The sequence below is a fragment of the uncultured Paraglaciecola sp. genome, from assembly GCF_937123705.1.
Classification (GTDB): domain Bacteria; phylum Pseudomonadota; class Gammaproteobacteria; order Enterobacterales; family Alteromonadaceae; genus Paraglaciecola.
Map to the genome: position 1 here is coordinate 1 of NZ_CAKZKO010000055.1, position 19344 is coordinate 19344.

15 protein-coding genes and 2 tRNA genes are annotated in these 19344 nt (G+C 41.4%); 11 read left to right on the plus strand and 6 right to left on the minus strand.

Features of this window, described 5'->3' with window-relative positions; all coding sequences use genetic code 11:
- The 4 genes from Q0688_RS08765 to ubiA form a co-directional block, all read left to right on the plus strand.
- The coding region (locus Q0688_RS08765; RefSeq protein ID WP_299074975.1) for a hypothetical protein at positions 1–380 on the plus strand (380 nt) is incomplete at its 5' end.
- A gap of 179 nt (positions 381–559) precedes the next feature.
- A tRNA-Leu gene (locus Q0688_RS08770) sits at positions 560–645 on the plus strand.
- 730 nt (positions 646–1375) lie between these two features.
- The gene (locus Q0688_RS08775) at positions 1376–1942 is read left to right on the plus strand and encodes a chorismate lyase (RefSeq protein ID WP_299075121.1); all 567 of its coding nucleotides are present in this window, start codon (positions 1376–1378) and stop codon (positions 1940–1942) included.
- A gap of 6 nt (positions 1943–1948) precedes the next feature.
- Entirely contained in the window at positions 1949–2815 is an 867-nt protein-coding gene (gene ubiA / locus Q0688_RS08780; protein ID WP_299074976.1) for a 4-hydroxybenzoate octaprenyltransferase, read from the plus strand.
- Positions 2816–2821: 6 nt separating this feature from the next.
- Here ubiA and Q0688_RS08785 read toward each other — a convergent pair whose 3' ends face one another.
- Complete coding sequence (locus Q0688_RS08785) at positions 2822–3067, minus strand: accessory factor UbiK family protein (RefSeq protein WP_299074977.1); 246 nt, start codon at positions 3065–3067, stop codon at positions 2822–2824.
- A gap of 85 nt (positions 3068–3152) precedes the next feature.
- Here Q0688_RS08785 and rep point away from each other — a divergent pair, with 85 nt between their 5' ends.
- Positions 3153–5168, plus strand: a complete 2016-nt coding sequence (gene rep / locus Q0688_RS08790) for a DNA helicase Rep (protein ID WP_299074978.1) — start codon at positions 3153–3155, stop codon at positions 5166–5168.
- A 16-nt stretch (positions 5169–5184) separates the two neighbouring features.
- Here rep and Q0688_RS08795 read toward each other — a convergent pair whose 3' ends face one another.
- Together Q0688_RS08795 and Q0688_RS08800 are read right to left on the minus strand one after the other, a co-directional pair.
- A complete protein-coding gene (locus Q0688_RS08795; RefSeq protein WP_299074979.1) occupies positions 5185–7779 on the minus strand; it encodes an EAL domain-containing protein in 2595 nt (864 codons plus the stop codon).
- A gap of 95 nt (positions 7780–7874) precedes the next feature.
- Positions 7875–8270, minus strand: coding sequence for a cytochrome c5 family protein (locus Q0688_RS08800; protein WP_367179784.1), 396 nt, complete (start codon positions 8268–8270; stop codon positions 7875–7877).
- Between the two features lie 229 nt (positions 8271–8499).
- Between Q0688_RS08800 and Q0688_RS08805 the strand changes: the two genes are divergently transcribed.
- Together Q0688_RS08805 and Q0688_RS08810 are read left to right on the plus strand one after the other, a co-directional pair.
- Entirely contained in the window at positions 8500–9630 is a 1131-nt protein-coding gene (locus Q0688_RS08805) for a PQQ-dependent sugar dehydrogenase (RefSeq protein WP_299074980.1), read from the plus strand.
- A 120-nt stretch (positions 9631–9750) separates the two neighbouring features.
- Positions 9751–12930, plus strand: a complete 3180-nt coding sequence (locus Q0688_RS08810; RefSeq protein WP_299074981.1) for a glycoside hydrolase family 2 TIM barrel-domain containing protein — start codon at positions 9751–9753, stop codon at positions 12928–12930.
- Positions 12931–13135: 205 nt separating this feature from the next.
- On the opposite strand, the gene Q0688_RS08815 is transcribed toward Q0688_RS08810, so the two are convergent.
- The 3 genes from Q0688_RS08815 to mutY all read right to left on the minus strand — a co-directional run bounded on the left by Q0688_RS08815 (position 13136) and on the right by mutY (position 14763).
- A tRNA-Phe gene (locus tag Q0688_RS08815) sits at positions 13136–13211 on the minus strand.
- A 166-nt stretch (positions 13212–13377) separates the two neighbouring features.
- On the minus strand, positions 13378–13650 hold the full coding sequence (locus tag Q0688_RS08820) for an oxidative damage protection protein (RefSeq protein ID WP_299074982.1): 273 nt from the start codon (positions 13648–13650) through the stop codon (positions 13378–13380).
- A gap of 45 nt (positions 13651–13695) precedes the next feature.
- Positions 13696–14763: an A/G-specific adenine glycosylase gene (gene mutY, locus Q0688_RS08825; RefSeq protein ID WP_299074983.1), complete on the minus strand. Its 1068-nt coding sequence runs from the start codon at positions 14761–14763 to the stop codon at positions 13696–13698.
- Positions 14764–14841: 78 nt separating this feature from the next.
- Here mutY and Q0688_RS08830 point away from each other — a divergent pair, with 78 nt between their 5' ends.
- The 4 genes from Q0688_RS08830 (at position 14842) to Q0688_RS08845 (ending at position 19312) form a co-directional block, all read left to right on the plus strand.
- On the plus strand, positions 14842–15570 hold the full coding sequence (locus tag Q0688_RS08830) for an alpha/beta hydrolase (RefSeq protein ID WP_299074984.1): 729 nt from the start codon (positions 14842–14844) through the stop codon (positions 15568–15570).
- Between the two features lie 100 nt (positions 15571–15670).
- On the plus strand, positions 15671–16390 hold the full coding sequence (trmB, locus tag Q0688_RS08835) for a tRNA (guanosine(46)-N7)-methyltransferase TrmB (RefSeq protein ID WP_299074985.1): 720 nt from the start codon (positions 15671–15673) through the stop codon (positions 16388–16390).
- On the plus strand, positions 16390–17415 hold the full coding sequence (locus Q0688_RS08840; RefSeq protein ID WP_299074986.1) for a class I SAM-dependent methyltransferase: 1026 nt from the start codon (positions 16390–16392) through the stop codon (positions 17413–17415). The genes trmB and Q0688_RS08840 overlap by 1 nt, the downstream gene beginning before the upstream one ends.
- Positions 17416–17662: 247 nt before the next feature.
- Positions 17663–19312 carry a HAMP domain-containing sensor histidine kinase gene (locus tag Q0688_RS08845; RefSeq protein ID WP_299074987.1) on the plus strand — a complete coding sequence of 550 codons (1650 nt, stop codon included), beginning with the start codon at positions 17663–17665 and terminating at the stop codon, positions 19310–19312.
- Positions 19313–19344 lie beyond the last annotated feature (32 nt).

Genomic DNA, 19344 nt, shown 5'->3' on the forward strand with positions numbered 1-19344 from the left:
CGGAATACGATGAACTCAAAGAAGATATTGTCCGGCTTGGTGGCACAAAAAAAATTCGAGAAATGCTCGGCGCGGGAGAAGGCACAAACCGACAAGCCTTTGCTCAAAACAAACGCATCATGGCCACAACACCGGGTCGCATCTTAACTGATCCCCTCTTTCGAAAAGTTCCGTATGATCTCCTCATCGTGGATGACGCCCCCCGCATCCCTACCCCATTACTCCTTGCCACCAGCGGACTCATTCGGGAACGCATCATCTTAAGTGGCAATACAAATGATCTCCTCACCGAAGATGCCGCCGCGTCAGTCCGTTGGCCACATGCGTTTCTAAATACACTCCTCAGTATTGCCGCACAACCCACGAGTGCGGTCTCATAAATTACCACCTACTTCTACATCCCACAGATTGCCAAGCAGCTTTCATTACAGCTCCCCATACTCAAACAGACAAGCGCAATCAAACCCTCCCCGAAAACACCCTTAAGCCATTTCAAGCCCATATGAACAGCGTAAAACCTTGACCGTATTTCGGTAAAAGATCATAATCATTTCCACGTGCCGAAGTGGCGGAATGGCAGACGCACCAGATTCAGGTTCTGGCGCCCTCCGGGGTGTGCGGGTTCAACTCCCGCCTTCGGCACCATCTTTATTTTTCTTATCCACGAAACGCTGACACTTTCTCATTGACCCTTCCACTCTTTCGATCCTACCATGTCTACTGCGAATTGATTCCCATTGTTACCGATTCAGCGTTAGCAAAATACATAAAGTTAAGAATCCATGGATCGAAGATCAAACCCCTCTCAATACCTTTTTCTTGAGACAGGCAACACCATCAACATGCTTGACCATATGCCTCAATGCAAACCCACCAATGCACTGCATGGAGATTTCAACTCGAGCCACAAAACCTCTCCTTTCCTTGAGGCCCCCTCATTTTACCCGAATACCGACCCACTTGAAGCACAGCGCTGGAAGGTGGCCGACGCAACAGTTTCCAGCAGGAAACTTATCATATAAAAACAGACTTTCCCCCTATTTTTGACCCTTATTTCTTATTTGAATTCAAGCTACCCCCGAAGGATGTGAGGCTTTGTGTATTTAACTCATGTTGTTTTGGTTTACAACTTCACCCTCTTGCGATAGCGCCATAGTGTGATAGCTTAACAAAGCGAATAAACTAGCAAAAAGGAATAGAGTTTTTTTCATCGTTTGTTTCTTTTGTTGATTATTATTACCGTTGACCTTAGCTTAACAATTTTTATTGATAATCATAAAGCTAAATTAGCTTGGTAAGTTAGTACAGTATTTAACTTTAGTCTAAGTCGCCGACTTGGTATTATTCATTGTCACTAATTAATTATGTCGTAAATTTGAACTCTTCTTATACTTTTCCTGTCGGTATCCCATCACAGTGGGCCCATCCCGAGAAACTTTCCATCCCCAGTCCCCTTTTAAAAAACTGGTTGCTAGATACAGGATCTTTGACTGAAAGGTTACAATCACAATCCAAGTCATTCCATTTAACATTGCTAGGTCAACGGCAGGCCCCCATATCTCTTGAGGAGTTTCAGCGAGTCTGTACCCCAGATCAAAGCTTCGAGCAACAAGAATGGCAAGTAAGGGAGGTATTATTGTGGGGCGATAACCAACCTTGGGTCTTTGCTCGTTCAATTATCCCACAGCAATTGTGTGAAGGTGATTTTGTTAATCTCAATACACAACCTTTGGGACAGCTAATTTTTAACGATAAGCGTTTTAAACGTATGCCTTTTGAAGTGGCTAATATCTCCCCAAGCCAAGCGTTTCTAAATAAGCTGTATATATCCTCGAACAAGGATTTATGGGGGCGTTGTTCGGCATTTAGCTTTGAAGGGCTAAAAATGTCGGTCAGTGAGGTATTTTTACCCGATTCACCCGCTTATCAAGAGATGAATTAACGGCTTATGGAACATGTATCAAAAGCAAAATTACACGCCTATTGGCAGCTCATGCGGGCGGATAAACCTATTGGCATTTATTTGTTGTTATGGCCTTGTGTTTGGGCGTTATGGATTGCATCACAAGGTTTGCCAGAGTTTCACATTCTTATTGTGTTTGTATCTGGTGTAGTGGTGATGCGTTCGGCGGGATGTGTTATTAATGATTACGCAGACCGCAAGGTTGATGGTCAAGTTAACCGCACCTCAACACGTCCTTTGGTAACAGGGGCCGCCACAGAAAAAGAAGCATTGGGCTTATTTGTAGTACTGTTGTTGTGTGCTTTGGCTTTAGTCTTAACACTATCTTGGGCAACCATTTTGATGTCGATTGGCGGCTTAATACTTGCCACTATTTACCCCTTTATGAAACGCTATACGCATTTGCCTCAGGTCGTGCTTGGCGCTGCGTTTGGTTGGTCCATCCCTATGGTTTTTGTGGCCACAGGCCAGTCTTTAAGCTGGATAGTTTGGGCACTCTATTTTGCTAATTTGGCGTGGACAGTGGCCTACGATACTCAATATGCCATGGTCGACAAGCATGACGATATAAAGGTGGGTATTAAATCAACCGCCATATTATTTGGTCGGTTTGATAGATTGATTATTTTACTATTACAAATATTGTGTTTGTTATTGCTACTAGGCGTCGCCTTTGCGCTAACACTAAGTTGGCCGTTTTACTTGTCATTAGCCATTAGTTTGGGCTTATTTGTGTATCAACAACACTTGATAAAAAATCGTGAAACAAGCTTATGTTTCAAGGCTTTTTTGCACAACCATTATGTAGGTTTAGTGTTAGCTGCAGGCATTATTGGTCACTACAGCATGTAAGCCGAGTTACTCGGTAGGCTTTTCTAATTCCGCGAGGCGCGCCTCTAGGGCTGCGAGTTTTTCTCTAGTACGCATTAACACTTGGCTTTGAATATCAAATTCTTCGCGGCTCACAAAATCTAAACGGCTTATTTGTGACTGTAAAACTTGTTTTACTTTAGCTTCAGCGCCTTCGGCCATGGTTTTTACACCCGGTGGTACAGCATCAGTAATTTGCTTCGCGATTTCTTCTAGGGTTTTAGGGTTTAGCATGGGTTTTTGTTTACCTTTCTACTTGGACTCATCTGTGTATTCTCATACAATCATCGCCCCTTCATCATTGGTTGTTTAATTTAGCATGAAACTCAATCCCGGTCAGAACCAAGCTGTAAATTTTATTTCTGGGCCATGCTTGGTTTTAGCGGGGGCCGGTAGTGGTAAAACCCGTGTCATCACCAATAAAATTGCATATTTAGTACGAGAGTGCGAGTTACCGGCCAGATATATAGCCGCAGTGACCTTTACCAATAAAGCCGCAAGAGAAATGAAAGAGCGTGTGGCGCAAACCTTGGGCAAAAAAGAGGCGCGGGGCTTAAAAGTCTCTACTTTCCACACTCTGGGACTAAATATTATTAAGTCAGAAGTGAAAACCTTAGGCTTAAAACCTGGTTTTTCTTTGTTTGATGACAAAGACAGTATGTCATTGCTCAAAGATTTAACCGAGCTTGAGTTTGATGGCGACAAAGAATTACTTTCGGCGTTGCAGTCTTGTATTTCTAACTGGAAAAATGATCTTATTCTACCTGAGGATCTAAAAAATCAGACTTTGTCTCCCAGCGAGGTAGAACATGCTGAATTCTATCAGCGTTATTACAATCATTTACGGGCCTACAATGCGCTAGATTTTGATGATTTGATCTTACTACCCACTATATTGCTAAAAAATAATGAGACTGTCAGGCAGAAATGGCAAAACAAAATTCGTTATTTGCTGGTGGATGAGTATCAAGATACCAATACCAGCCAATATGAATTAGTAAGGCTATTGGTAGGTGAAAGAGCCAGATTTACTGTGGTAGGGGATGATGACCAGTCAATTTATTCGTGGCGTGGGGCTAGGCCGCAAAATTTAGTGTTGCTGCAAAGTGACTTTCCAAAATTAAAAGTCATTAAGTTGGAACAAAATTATCGCTCCTCAGAGCGTATCCTGCATTGCGCTAATATCCTTATTCAAAATAACCCTCATGTATTTGAAAAAAAACTGTTTTCGGAGTTGGGATATGGCGATCCATTACAAGTGATTGTTGCTAAAAACGAAGAGCATGAAGCCGAACGAGTAGTGGCTGAGTTAATGGCTCACAAATTTATGGGTGCGACTAGCTTCAAAGATTATGCGATTTTGTATCGCGGTAATTTCCAGTCGCGGGTGTTTGAAAAGGTACTCATGAGTAATCGTATTCCATACAAAATCAGTGGGGGAATGTCGTTTTTTGGGCGCACTGAAGTTAAAGACATTATGGCGTACTTACGACTACTGGTGAATCAAGATGATGATAATGCCTTGTTACGGGTGATAAACACGCCTACTCGCGGTATAGGCCGCGTAAGCTTGGAAAAACTTGGCAATTTGGCTAACCAAAATCGCACCTCCATGTTTGAAGCGGCCTTTGATCCTAATTTGCAAAATGTTCTATCGGGAAAAGCCTTAGTGTCGGTTGAGCAGTTTAGTCGCTGGATAGTTGAGTTATCTGATCGAGCCGTTAGAGGAGATGGCATAGCGACTATACGCGAGATGATCAAAGCCATGGGGTATGAAGAATGGTTGTATGAGTCAAGCACTAGCCCCAAAGCTGCGGAAATGGCCATGGCCAATATCAGTACCTTATTTGGCTGGATAAGCGACATGTTAGAAGGCAGCGAACTGGATCCTCCCATGACGTTGCAGGAGGTGGTTAATCGATTAATTCTACGAGATATGATGGAGCGAGGAGAAGACGATGAAGAGGCCGATCAAGTTCAGCTTATGACTTTACATGCGTCGAAAGGGTTGGAATTTCCCTATGTATTTATGGTGGGCATGGAAGAAGGATTACTCCCTCATCAAAGTAGTATTGACGAAGATAACATCGATGAAGAAAGGCGCTTAGCTTATGTGGGCATTACCCGAGCGCAAAAAAACTTGTTTATGACTTTAGTGAAAGAAAGGCGGCAATACGGTGAAGTGATTAATCCAGAACCAAGCCGGTTTTTACATGAGTTACCCCAGGACGACTTAGTGTGGGAGCATAAAAAGCCAAAAGTGTCGGCGCAGGAACGCCAGCAAAAATCTCAAGTGGGAATAGCTAATTTACGCAATATGATGAATAAGAATTAGGTAGCCTAGTAGTTATTTATTTGGCATGGCTCAGCTTTGTTGCTTTTTGCAATAATTCACCTTGCCCTAATACGCAGCCAACATCTAACAATGCCTGAAGCTGCTTTTCGGATTTGATGCCATCTACAATCAACTTAAATTTCAAGTGCTTTGAAATAGACAAAACAGACTGAACTAATTTCATATTTCGTTCGGATTTTGGCAGTGTTTTTACAAAATGATGGTCGATTTTTACATAATCAAAAGGGTAAGAATATAAATAGCTCAAAGAAGCTAAACCACTACCAAAGTTATCTAAAACTAAGGTGACTCCGGCTTTTTTCAAGACTTCAATGGCAGGCAAGAAAAACTGTGAACGGTGATTAAGGGCATTTTCGTCAAATTCTATCACTAACTGTTTAGGATCAACGCCCATCTCATTGACCTGTTCGATAAGTTGCTCTGCTAAAGATGTTTGCGTGAGGTGATGAATAGACAAATTAATTGCCATTTTTGGGTGATTATCAGCCTTCTTTGATTGCCTTTCTTTTATAATTTCGCAGGCGGTAGAAAGCATAAATTTATCCATCTCTACCGTAAGCCCAAATTGTTCGGCAATCTGCCAATACTGTTCTTGCTTGATTTCGCCTATGCTGGAATGTTGCCAAAGTATGAAACATTCTTCATATATTATTTCTCGATTAACTAAATCAAAAATTGGCTGTGAATATCTATCGAAAGCTTTCGCGTTAAGCGTCTTTCTAAATTCGCTCTCGATTTCTAATTCTTCAAGTAATTTTTCACGCATGGATTTGTCAAAAACAACAAATCGGCCACGGCCCAAAGATTTAGCTTGATACATAGCCGCATCAGCATCTCTCAAAACCTCTTCAGCTTTTTGGTAGCCATTTTCAATATAGGCTATACCGACACTGGCACCTGAATACACATCTTTATTTTCTATGTTAAAGGCGTTGGCAATAGAGGTGATAATACGCGCTGATATGTCTTCGACATCTTCAGGGGTGTCATAATTGTCGAACAGTACAACAAATTCATCTCCGCCTAAGCGAGCAAGTAAGTCATGCCCACGAATACAGGAGCTAATTCTACTGGCGACTTCTATTAAAAATAGATCGCCAGCCATATGTCCTAGGGAATCATTAACTTGCTTGAATCTGTCTAAATCTATAAAGATGACTGCAAAATTAGTTGTGGGATAACGTTGCTTGCTAGCTAAGGCCAATTCTAGTCGGCTATTGAATAAAACTCGATTTGCTAAACCTGTTAACGAATCGTGTTGTGCATCATGCTCCAATTGTCGTTGGGCTTGTAATCGTTCTTCAATTTGCTTTTGTAAAAATAAGTTGGTGCTATTGAGTTCTTCGGTTCGCTCTCTTACTTTTTCTTCTAGCCTTTGATTATATATTTTTATGGCATCAGACGACTGTTTGCGCTCTAAACCCACGGCTATGTGATGAGATACAAAACGTAAAAACTCTAAATCTTTAAGATTATATTGTTTAATGTTGCCATAACTTTGCACGGCAATAACACCACAGATAATGCCATCAATGATTAGCGGTGCACCAATCCATGAGTTCTTCTTCTTAGATATATTTTCAGCGACACTTTCGGATAGTTCCTTGGCTGCACTTAATTGCTCTACCCTTGAGCTATCAATTAATTCAGCGCTGCCGTGCCTTATTACATATTCTGTTGTACCTAAACTCATTGGGCGTGATTCAATGTGGGTTTGAAGTTCGTCTTTGTAATAGGGAAATGTGAGGGTTTGATTTTTTGTGTCTATCATGGCGATATAACAGTTAGGAGCGCCAATTAGTCGTGACAAAATATCATGAATAGCAGCATAAAAATCGTCCATATCTCCTTCTACAGTCGCTGAAAGTTCAGATATTTCAAATAGCGCTTGCTGTAAGGATTCTACTTTTTGTCTTTCACTGATTTCGTCTTGTAATTCGTCGTTTACCTGTCGTAATTGTTTAGTACGTTGACGAATGCTTTTTTCGGTCAACTCTCTATTTTTAACCCTATCAACACTGTTAACTATGTGCTGAGAAACAAATAGTAATATCTCTAGATCTTCTTGGCTGTAACGAATGGACTCGTTATAGCTCTGAACCACCATAGTACCTATAACCTGTGAGCCTCGCTTTAATGGAACGCCAATCCAGTCCACTGGATCTGAGCCTAAAACATTAGTAGGTATTTCGGCCGTTTGTTGTTGATAATTTTCTTTGGTAAGAAATAAGTGCTTGCCGGTGCGTAGTATATAGCCAGTAAGGCTATCTTTTAGATCCTCTGCCGACATCTGCGTGACTTTTTGTTCATCAAATTCGTCTACAAAGTAGACAAAGTCGATGATTTCCTTTTCTTCATCATAAAAGGCAACAAAGAAATTTTGCGCCGGCATAAAGCTACCGACTATGTCATGAATCGCAGGGTAAAGACTTGATAGTTCGCTGATTGAACTAGCTAATTCTGAGATCTTAAATAACGACGTCTGAATTAATTCAGAACGCTTATACTTTTGCGTTATCCGCTGCAATTGAGGAACAAGCTCGCGTAGTTCCTCTAAAGACAGTTGCTCGGCGTTATTTTTGGGGCTCATTAGCTACATCCATGGCTCTATTAATGTAAGTAATTTATTTGGCTAGAATGACCTTTTTAAAGTCAGTCAACTTTATATCAAAATTACCAACTTTTTTAGATGCCTTCAATCATATGTTCAATTGCAGCTTTTATTTCATCATCTGAACAATCACCACAAGTGCCCATTGGTGGCATACCACCTATACCATTAATAGCGTTTTGCCAAACGGTATCAAAACCTTTTTCTAAGCGTGGAGACCAATCGGCCGAATCTTGGAGTTTAGGTGCGTTTAATACACCAACGCTATGACATGCAACACAAGCTTTTGCATATACGTCTGCACCTGATCTGGGGCCAGATGAAGCGGTTGCAGCTTTAGCTCCCGCAACATGTACTTTGCCAACCGGCTGAATACGCGCCTTAATATCATCTTCACTCATATCCTGAGCTTGCACTGCCAACACACTAAAAATACCCATACAAATACATAAAAAGGCTTTAAATTTCACAAAATTCTCCAAACTAGGTCTTGCTTACCCAAAAAATCTGAAACAGATTATAACCACTAATGTTGTGTGAACAACTATTAAACACACAAATCTCGGGTAAAAAAAGATTTTTGTTTATTAAAAGGAGGGTTTTACTGTTTAATATTTGTTACGCAAGACATGGTTGATTTAATTTACCTATTCAGTGCTACTATCTCTATGAGTTAATAATGCTTATGTGGAGTTTATAATGATAAAAATAACATCTCTAGTAGGATTGGTGGTAAGTGTTGCTATGTTCACCTCTGCTTGTGCGCAACAGCCAAAAATCCCCTTATCTGAAAGTGTACAATCCTATAATTTAGAGTTAGTTACCAAAGATATTGATATTCCTTGGGGCATGGCTTGGATAGATGCAAATACTTTCTTAGTGTCTGATCGTAAAGGTGAACTTAGGTTAGTTAAAGACGGAAAATTGTTAACTCAGAAGATAGGTGGGTTACCTAAATTAAGGGCTCAAGGTCAAGGCGGGTTATTAGATGTAGCAATTGACCCTAACTTTTCGAAAAACAACCTTATATATTTTTCTTACTCTGGGTTAGAAGGTGAAAATGAAGGAGCGCATACATCTGTGATGCGAGCCAAATTACAAGATTTTGAGCTGACTGAGCAAAAAGTTGTTTTTGAAGGATCGCCCAACTCGACCAAAGGTCAGCATTATGGCAGTCGCCTTGCATTTGACAAACTAGGGTATCTATACATTTCAAGTGGAGATAGAGGCAATCGAGACGTTAATCCACAACGATTAGATCGCGATGCCGGTAAGATTCATCGTATTCACAGCGATGGTAGTATTCCCAAAGACAACCCTTTTGTTGGCCAACAAGGGGCTAATCCATCTATTTATTCATACGGACATCGTAATCCTCAAGGTATGGCGATGCATCCTCAAACCGGCGATATTTGGACGCATGAACATGGCCCCAAAGGCGGTGATGAAATTAACATCATTCAAAAAGGTGCCAATTACGGCTGGCCAGTGATTAGCTACGGCGTGAATTACAGTGGCACTTCTTTTACTGATTTAACCGAAAAACCGGGCATGCAACAACCAGCTTGGTATTGGGTACCTTCAATTGCACCCTCAGGCTTGACCTTTGTGACTAGTAGTCGCTACCCACAATGGCAAAACAAAATTATAGTAGGCTCATTAAAATTTGCTTATCTAGTGGCACTTGAATTAGACGGTGACAAAGTACTCAATCAAGAAACTTTGTTCCCCGGTGTGGGTCGAGTTCGTAATGTTAAACAAGGACTTGATGGTTATATTTATATAGCAACCGATGGTGCGGGAATATTTAAAATAGTGCCCAGCACCTAAGGTACTTAGGTACTAAAATCTTGAAATTGCGCTTTAGCATTAAGATCTGATTATTTACTGTAACTCACAGCATTGTTAGCCGCGAGTGACTCAACCACCTGCCCCTTTGAGAATTCATAAATGAAAAAAATAGATAGCAATATATCACCAAGGAATTTATCTGTACTCAGTCTTAGTCAGTGGATGTTCCTCACAATATTGCTTTGTCTGTCATTGGTGGCGAATGGTATGGAAGATTGGCGCAATCCCGAAGTTTTTAGGATCAACAAAGAGCCAGCCAAGAGCTTTTTCTATTCAGTAAACGATAAAAATGCTCAATTTATTGACGCTCCATGGCAACAGTCAAACTATCAACTGTTAAACGGAAATTGGAAGTTTAATTGGGTAGATAGCCCGGAAAAGCGCCCTGTAGATTTCTATAAAAATGACTTTGACGATTCGAAGTGGGGGAGTTTTCCGGTTCCTGCCAATTGGGAAATTAATGGCTTTGGAACGCCTTTTTATCATAGCCATGCTTGCTTTGATAACAGCTTAGAATTTTTAGATAAAAAGGTAACTTACAATCCTGTTGGCTCATATCGAAAGTCTTTTGAAATCCCCGTAGACTGGCAAGAACAAGCGGTATTTATTCACTTTGGCGCGGTAAAATCGGCGTTTTATATTTGGGTTAATGGTCAAAAGGTTGGCTATTCACAAGACTCTAAAACAGATGCAGCCTTTGATATCAGCTCCTACGTGAAAACCGGTAAAAACACCTTAGCGTTAGAAGTGTATCGTTATTCAGATGGCTCTTACTTTGAATGCCAAGATATGTGGCGATTAAGTGGTATCGAGCGAGATGTGTATCTTTACAGTACGCCAAAAACCGCCATACGTGACATTCATGCTTACACTACTTTAAGCAATGATTATCAAGATGGGGTACTCGAATTTTCTGCAAAAATTGATAATCGAGCCCTAACCAAATCTGGCAAGTTATCGGTGCAAGTGAATGTGTTTAAGGATGGCCATAAACCTATCATTTCAAAAAAGCTTACCTTAAAGGCGTTAGCACCAGGAAAAGAAACCGAGGTTTCTTTTAGGCAAGTTGTTTCTAAACCTCAATTATGGAGCGCCGAACTGCCTAACTTGTACCGTTTAAGTGTGAGTTTGACTCAAAAGGGTGAACCTGAGTCGCAATATATTGGCAGGCATATTGGCTTTCGTTCAACTGAATTAAAAAACGGTAACATTCTGGTCAACGGACAGCCGGTATTGTTCAAAGGAGTGAATCGCCATGAGCACGACCCGGTAAAGGGCCACGTTATTTCCAGAGAGTCGATGCTTGAAGACGTAAAGTTAATGAAGCAGTTCAATATAAACGCGGTAAGAATGTCTCATTATCCTAGCGACCCTTATTTCTATGATTTAGCAGACAAATATGGCCTGTACGTGATGGACGAAGCTAATCTTGAGTCCCACGGTTTAGGCGCCTCAAATCAAGGGGGCAGTTATGATCCTGAAAAACATATTGTCACTAAGCCCCAATGGCAAGCCGCCTACATAGACAGAATTTCTAATATGTATCAGCGCAGTAAAAATAACGCCTCTGTGGTGATGCGCTCTTTAGGCAATGAATCGGGAGATGGAGATAATCTTGAAGCCAGCTTTGATTGGCTGAAAGCGCAGCAGCCTGCACCAGTTGTCTCTGAGCAAGCACAGTTGCGACGCCACACCGACGCTTACGGCCAAATGTATGCGCCTATTGCCGACATCGAGCGATATGCGGCGATGCAGTTAGATGATAGGCCTGTTGTGTTGATTGAGTACGAGCATGCGATGGGCAATTCACTCGGTAATTTTCAAGAATACTGGGATGCCTTTGAAAAATATGATGCCTTGCAAGGTGGTTTTATTTGGGATTGGGTTGACCAAACATTTGCCAAAACCACCGAAGCAGGCGAGTTTTATTGGGCGTACGGCGGTGATTTAGAGCCAGAAGGTACGCCAAACAGCGATAGCTTTTGTGCTAATGGTTTGGTATTCGCTGATCGCAAACCCTACCCTTATCTATATGAAGTGAAAAAAGTGCAGCAAAATCTCGGTTTTAGTGACCTCGATTTGCTTGCGGGTACGGTAAAAGTCACCAATAAACACTTCTTTAAATCACTTGATGGATACCGTTTACATTGGTCGCTTTTAGCAGATGGTAAAGTGGTAAAAACGGGTAAAAGCGCTGATTTAAATACCGAACCACAGCAATCCCAACTGGTGAAAGTTGACCTTCCAAAACTTAATTCAACGTCAGAGTATTTTCTAAATATCGAAGTCACAGGAGTGGACCCAACAGGCTTATTAGCCAAAAATCATGTGGTGGCCCAAGAGCAATTACATATCGCTAACTCTTATCAGTCAGCTTCAGCAAAATCTGAACACACCCTAAAAGTTGCAAGCAACAGTGAAGCGTTCACTTTTAGTGGCCCTGCATTTTCGATGTCGATAGACAAAAGCAGCGGTTTAATTTCTTCCATTAAAAATAACGAGGTGGAATATTTAAAATCAGCGGCTCATCCTGAATTCTGGCGCGCGCCTGTTTACAACGATATGGAAAGTCGAAATTATGCGAAAACCTTCCCTGTTTGGCAATTTGCAGGTCGAAATATTCAATTGGTTTCTTTAGCAATTGAAAATACCACAGCTAATACGGCAGTCGTCAAAGCAGAATATTATCTTCCTGATGTAGAGAGCCGCTTTTTTAATACGTGGACGATCCACGCAAATGGACAAATTGATGCGGAAGTATGGTTTTATGCCGCGCCTCATAAGAAATTTAGTGAGCTTCCTCGAATAGGCACTTTGTTTCAGCTCGACTCGCAATTTGATCAAATTGAATACTACGGCAGAGGCCCTCACGAAAACTACGTTGACCGAAAATCCTCTGCTTTTGTTGGGTTATATAAAACAGATGTTGAAAAGATGTATGTGCCGTACATTCGCCCTTCAGAAAATGGTTATCGCAGCGATGTACGTTATGTAAACTTTTTAAATAAAAAGGGGCAGGGGATAGCCTTTATTAATCAGTCGAAAATGGGGTTTGGCGCACAGCGTTATTCAACAGACGATTACGATGCCGCTAAAAAAGACCAAGTCGAGCGCAATTTGCATCCTTATGAACTGCAAAAAACCGACAGAATTTTTGTCAACATCGACTATATGCAACGGGGAGTAGGTGGCACTGATTCTTGGGGCGCACCACCTTTAAGTAACTATATATTGCCGTGGTTAGACTATCGGTATAGCTATAGTTTTAAGGTGCTTTAAGTGAATTGAGGTGTCGGAGTAGCAATACTTCTAAAGGCACTAAAAACCAAAAAGCCTCAAAAGTTTCTGTTCAAGGCTTCTAGAATAATGGTGCCCAGACTCGGAATTGCAACTCACGGTTACCGGCAAGGACAAGAGGATTTTTATTCTTCACACTGTCAGAAACAAAAAAGCCCCGCAATTGCTTGCAGGGCTTCTAGAATAATGGTGCCCAGACTCGGAATCGAACCAAGGACACGAGGATTTTCAATCCTCTGCTCTACCGACTGAGCTATCTGGGCGTCAACTAACAAGTGTTTTTTCAAACTGCCTGCTTCGCTGTGGGTGCGTATTAAACGGATTTAGGGCATTTAAGTCAACACCTTTTTAGAGAAAAATGACTGTTTGTTCAAAATCTCTACTAAAACGCGTAAATTCAGCATAACTATCGCCGATTGACGGCTGATTTTAGCTTTTAGGCGGCACATAACCTTCGATATCCGGCTCTTTGCCTTCAAATAAATAGGCTTGCATTTGAGTTTCTAAAAATTGCCTTGCCGTGGGGTCCATCATGTTGAGCTTATTTTCGTTGATAAGCATGGTTTGTTTCTTTTGCCATTCGGCCCATGCTTCTTTACCAATATTGTCGAAAATCTTTTTACCTAGTTCGCCTGGGTAAAGTTGGAAATCTAGGCCGTCTGCTTCCTGTTGGAGGCGTTGACAAAATACTGTTCTGCTCATAATGCTCTAATTTAATGGTGAGGGCGTTATTAAGGTAAGCCCTAATTAAAATGATGTATTGATTGTACTAAATAGTTTCTTGGTTGGCGCGGCTAATCCGACATTTTGCGGTGCTGTTAAGTCGTACCACATTTGTGTGTCTTCCATAACCTGACCAACAGGTTGTTGTTTTAGGTGTAAAACAACGGGTTGAATGTCTAAGTGGAAATGGCTAAAGGTGTGACGAAATGGGCTAAGTGTTTGTTGTTGAATGTCATCAAACCCTAAGCTAGATGCCCGTTCAGCAATTTTGTCAGCATGTTCAACTTCATAAAATCCCCATAACCCGCCCCATAATCCTGCTGGTGGACGTTTGTATATTAAAAGTTGTTTCTGCCACATGGGGATGAGCATTATGGTGGATCTCACAGGGATAACCTTTTTTGGTTTTTTGTGAGGTAACTCTGTTTGTCTGCCTTGTACAAAGGCTAAGCAATCCTTATGTAGCGGGCAAATTTCGCATTTTGGTTTACTGCGCATGCACAGTGTTGCACCCATATCCATCATGGCTTGGGTGTAGTCGGCTGTTCTTTGTTTTGGGGTTAACTTATCTGCGTATTGCCATAAGTCTGTTTCAACTTTTTTATTACCTGGCCAGCCTTCAACAGCAAAATGGCGTGCTAACACCCGTTTCACATTGCCGTCTAGAATGCTGTGATGTTGACCACAAGCTAAAGACAAAATAGCCCCAGCGGTTGAGCGGCCTATACCCGGTAAGGCAATGAGCTGGTCTAACTGCTCTGGAAAATGTCCTTGATATTCATCCCTAATAAGTTGTGCCGATTTTTGCAAATTACGGGCACGAGCGTAATAGCCTAAGCCGGTCCAATGATGTAACACTTCATCTTGAGGGGCATTTGCCAAACTCAATACATCAGGGAATCGCTGCATAAACGCTTGGTAATAAGGAATAACCGTTTTTACTTGAGTTTGCTGCAACATGATTTCAGAGACCCAAACTGTGTACGGCGTTTTATCTAGCTGCCAAGGCAGGTTTTTTCTGCCATTGAGGTCAAACCAAGCTAAGACCTTGTCACTGAATGATGTATTTATGGGGTTTATATTTGTTGCCACGGAATGATGATCTGTTGTTTTTGAGGTATTTACCGGATAATACCCTATCAAACTTGAAATAGTTCACTTGAGAATCAATTGCCAAAAACAAACCCTACAACGTATCAAATTAGCCAGCCTGTGGTGTTTTTCCCCGGCACTTTATGTGATGAAAGGATATTTAGTGCCTGTTGGCAGCATGTAGATATACCCATGCGGGCTTTTGTGCCTTTGCAGTGGGCCGAAGATTTACCTCAAATGAAGATGTTAAGCGCCGATCGTCTGGCTTACTTTGACCAGCCAGTGCATTTAGTCGGGTATTCCATGGGTGGGTATATTGCCGCTTTAACAGCTTTAGACAATCCAAATAGAATTGCATCTGTCACCCTTATTGCCAGTGTATGCGACGAATTACCTGCTGAAGAGCTTCAGCAGCGCCAACATTTACTTACACTCATTAAAAAGAAACAATATAGCGGCATGCCAGAAAAGCGCTTAAAACGTTATTTTCATGACTGCCATCATCAGAATATTGACTACCTAAATACCGTTACACAAATGCAACAAGACTTAGGGACTGCTGTGTTAGTTGCACAAATTAATGCCACGCATCCCAGAAAAAATCTACTTCCTGAACTAGCTAAGTGCCGATTTCCTATTCATATTATAGGCGGCGAGCAGGATAATCTATTAAGTGCAACAAGCATGCTTGCCATGCATAAACGATTACCCAATAGTGATATGGCCCTCTTTAAAAACGCTGGGCATATGTTGCCGATTGAACAATCGCAAGGTTTAGCAGAATATTTAGCATCAAAAATGGCATAAATTGGCCACTGTGCCTTGCAATCAGTCTGTGTCGCCGGATAATGCGCCACATTATGTGTTGGTATATAAACCAGCCAAATTTTTGAGATGAGATCCCAATATGAGTCAGTTTAAATCTGAACAAGAAGCCGCCGAATCAGGTGTATATATTCGTAAAATTCAGAGCTTTGTAAAACGAGAAGGACGCCTAACCTCAGGTCAGGAAAAATCCATCGAACAATACTGGCCAACTATGGGCCTAGCGCACAAAAATGGTTTACAAAATTTCGCCGATACTTTTGGCCGCGTGGCCCCTGTTGTCTTGGAAATTGGCTTTGGCATGGGTAAATCTTTAGTAGAAATGGCGCTAAATGAGCCAGAGAAAGACTTTATAGGCATTGAAGTACATAAACCCGGAGTTGGGGCATGTTTAGGCGAAGCAGCCGAACACAAGGTAGACAACCTGCGAGTGTACGAGCACGATGCAGTGGCGGTATTCGCCGATTGTATTGCTGAAAATTCTTTGGCTAGAGTGCAGTTGTTTTTCCCCGATCCGTGGCATAAAAAACGCCATCACAAAAGGCGCATAGTGCAGCCTGATTTTGTGCAAAAACTAAGAAGTAAGCTGGCTATAGGTGGGGTATTTCATATGGCCACCGATTGGGAAAACTATGCAGAACACATGTTGGCCGTTATGTCAGTAGCTGAAGGCTTTAAAAATCAATCGGCCACAAATGATTATGTACCTAGACCCGAGCAACGCCCTTTGACTAAATTTGAACAGCGTGGCCATAAATTGGGCCACGGTGTCTGGGACTTAATGTTTGAGAGGGTATCTTAATGTTATCTGCTCCTAGTCAATTGTTAATGCGCAGTGCAGATACCTTTGCACAAGGTAAGTGGTTGTTGGTTAATCCAACCGATAGCCAGATTGCGGTGCAACTTAATAACCCTGCCATTAAAGTGTTTCATCAATATTTTGATATTTATCAGCAAAGTTGCGCGGCAGGTAATTCTGCTCAGCATAGTTTCACTGCGGCTTATCCTACTGACGAAAAATTTGATGGTGCGGTGATTTATATGCCGAAATCAAAAGATCAGGCAAAAATGTTGATGGCTAATGTAGCAGCTTGTCTTGGCGAAAATGGCAGTTTGTTGCTGGTGGGCGAAAACAAAGGTGGGGTAAAAAGCGCGGCTAAAATGCTCGAAACCATTAGTTCCCAAGTGAATAAAGTCGATTCGGCCCGTCATTGTGCGTTATTTGGCGCTCAAATAGATAAACCCGTTAAGCCCTTCGATTTGGCTAAATGGCAGAGTGAAATTAATATTTCAGTGGCGGGTTTAGATTATAAAATATGCTCGTTACCCGGTGTGTTTAACCATGGCGCCGTAGATTTAGGAACAAAGGTGTTATTGGAAAACCTGCCTGAAATCAAAACAGGCCGATTATTAGACTTTGGTTGTGGCGCTGGGGTGATCGGTTGTTATCTTGGGTTACAAAGTCCTGAAAGCGAAGTGCTGATGAGCGACGTTAGCGCATTGGCGGTGTACTGTTCAAAAGAAAGCGCCAGGCTTAATGGTGTGAATGCTAAGGTTGTTGCATCAAACGGGTTGATGGATGTGCAAGGTAAATTTTCAGCGGTGTACACTAACCCACCTTTTCACACAGGGATCCAGACTGATTATTCTGTTACTGAAGGTTTTATTGGCCAGCTTAAACAATACCTTACTAAAAGTGGCTCACTTACATTGGTGGCGAATAAATTTTTGCGTTATTCAGAGTTGCTTGAACAGCGGTTCGGTGCCGTGGGCCTTATTGCCCAAACCACTAAGTTCAGCCTTTACCAGTGTTCGCGAGTAAAGTAGAAAAAGTAAACCGCTAGAATGACAATCAAGGCTATTGTTTTTTGTCATTGACTGTATGTTGGACTGGCGGCAGTGGTTTAGGTGTTGCCATTCAAATGTGTATAGACTTCAGCAACATATTTTAATTTTTTCAAGTACTAAGCATACGAAAAAACCTAGTCAACTCAATCTACTAGTTTCAATTTGAAGGGTTTTGTATCAATATCCTAAATGGATAGTTGTTAGACCACGGAATACTTGCACGTATATGGCTTCATACACTAAATTTTTATCGATTAAACGCCTGATTATTTGGGTGGTGATGGCAATTACATCGTTGACATTAATTTTGTCTTCAGGTGTGCATTTATATAGTCAAATCAGCACGTATCAACAAACATTAGAACGTGTTGTTACCACCTTTGCAGAGATGACTGCCCTTGGTGCGCTAGAACCTATAATGCGAGATGATGGTTTGGATGAAGAGCACAACCTTGAGATGCTGGTTGCATCCAAGGTAATCGAAAATGTGCATATTTATAAGGTTATCGAGCAAAGCTCATTAGACTTTTTTGCCAGCTATAACAAAGCAGGTATCGCACCTGTTAAAGCCCAATTTGACCAAATAAATACACTGAGTCAACCTACAGTGAGCGCGAGTGCAATAGAAATTATTAGACCTATTCGCAATGGTGAGGACGTTGTAGGGTACGTATATTTACGTGCGTCAGCAGACATATTAGATAACCTCATTATTCAGTCAATTGTGTCCACTGTCAGCGTTGTGTTGATTTGTTTGCTGATATGTTTTTTCCTAACGTTAAGATTGCAAAGGGCGGTTACCGCTCCTATTAATGATTTGGTTAAATTGGTGCAACGGATTTCTCGGCAACGGGATTATTCTTCCCGCGCAGAATTGTACGGTATCAAGGAAATGGATGTTTTTGGTGCAGCGTTCAACAATATGTTGCAACGCACTCAAGCACACATGGAGCGGCAAACCGAAGCGGAAGCTCAACAAGTTCAGTTGAATTTGAGTTTGGAAGGAAAAGTACAGCAACGTACCATGGCCTTAAAAGAAGCCAATAACGAGTTGATCCAAACCCTAGAAAAACTTCATCAGTTTCAACGTCAAATGGTACAAAACGAAAAAATGGCATCATTGGGCGATATGGTTGCCGGTGTTGCCCATGAAGTTAATACCCCGATTGGTCTAGGTGTGACTGCCTCTACTATGATGCTAGATCGCTTGTCTGATGTGCGAAAATCTTTTGAAGATAAAACGCTCAAAGCCAGCTCTTTGGAAAAATTTATTGCTGAGGGCGAAGAAAATTTAAATATTATTTATCGAAATCTGAACCGTGCAGCAGAGCTGATTTCTAGCTTTAAGCAAGTCGCCGTTGACCAATCTTTGGAAAATAATCGTGTTTTCTCATTTTCTAGGTTGATGGACGAAATATTAATGTCGATGCGGCCCAAACTAAAAAAAATAAAACATCAAATCAATGTGCATTGCGCAGATAATGTAGTGATTGAATCAAAAGCTGGGCCGATTAATCAAATAATGATCAACTTAATCATGAACTCTATCATTCATGGTTTTGAATTCGTGGATAAAGGCGTAATAGATATTACGATTAAGTTTGTCGATGACGCTGAAATTTGCATTGAATTTACTGACAATGGCAAAGGCATATCAGAACAGATGCAGCCACGTATTTTTGACCCTTTTGTGACCACTAAACGTGGTCAAGGTGGTAGTGGGCTTGGTATGCATTTGGTTTATAATCTAGTGACACAAGCATTAAACGGCTCCATTTCTATTGTCAGCGAAGAGGGTAAAGGGGTGTTATTTAGAATTCTTTTCCCGATTAAAAAGGTAGATATTGATAAAGTAGATACTGATTCTTTTGGGTAAATACCTAAATTTGTTTTAGATATGCAATTTTA

What these genes read in the sequence shown, in the direction of transcription:
- Q0688_RS08840 (WP_299074986.1), top strand. Translation starts at nt 16,390, where the DNA reads ATGTTATCTGCTCCTAGTCAATTGTTAATGCGCAGTGCAGATACCTTT.
- trmB (WP_299074985.1), top strand. Translation starts at nt 15,671, where the DNA reads ATGAGTCAGTTTAAATCTGAACAAGAAGCCGCCGAATCAGGTGTATAT.
- Q0688_RS08810 (WP_299074981.1), top strand. Translation starts at nt 9,751, where the DNA reads ATGAAAAAAATAGATAGCAATATATCACCAAGGAATTTATCTGTACTC.
- ubiA (WP_299074976.1), top strand. Translation starts at nt 1,949, where the DNA reads ATGGAACATGTATCAAAAGCAAAATTACACGCCTATTGGCAGCTCATG.
- Q0688_RS08795 (WP_299074979.1), bottom strand. Translation starts at nt 7,779, where the DNA reads ATGAGCCCCAAAAATAACGCCGAGCAACTGTCTTTAGAGGAACTACGC.
- Q0688_RS08820 (WP_299074982.1), bottom strand. Translation starts at nt 13,650, where the DNA reads ATGAGCAGAACAGTATTTTGTCAACGCCTCCAACAGGAAGCAGACGGC.
- Q0688_RS08785 (WP_299074977.1), bottom strand. Translation starts at nt 3,067, where the DNA reads ATGCTAAACCCTAAAACCCTAGAAGAAATCGCGAAGCAAATTACTGAT.
- rep (WP_299074978.1), top strand. Translation starts at nt 3,153, where the DNA reads ATGAAACTCAATCCCGGTCAGAACCAAGCTGTAAATTTTATTTCTGGG.
- Q0688_RS08805 (WP_299074980.1), top strand. Translation starts at nt 8,500, where the DNA reads ATGATAAAAATAACATCTCTAGTAGGATTGGTGGTAAGTGTTGCTATG.
- Q0688_RS08845 (WP_299074987.1), top strand. Translation starts at nt 17,663, where the DNA reads ATGGCTTCATACACTAAATTTTTATCGATTAAACGCCTGATTATTTGG.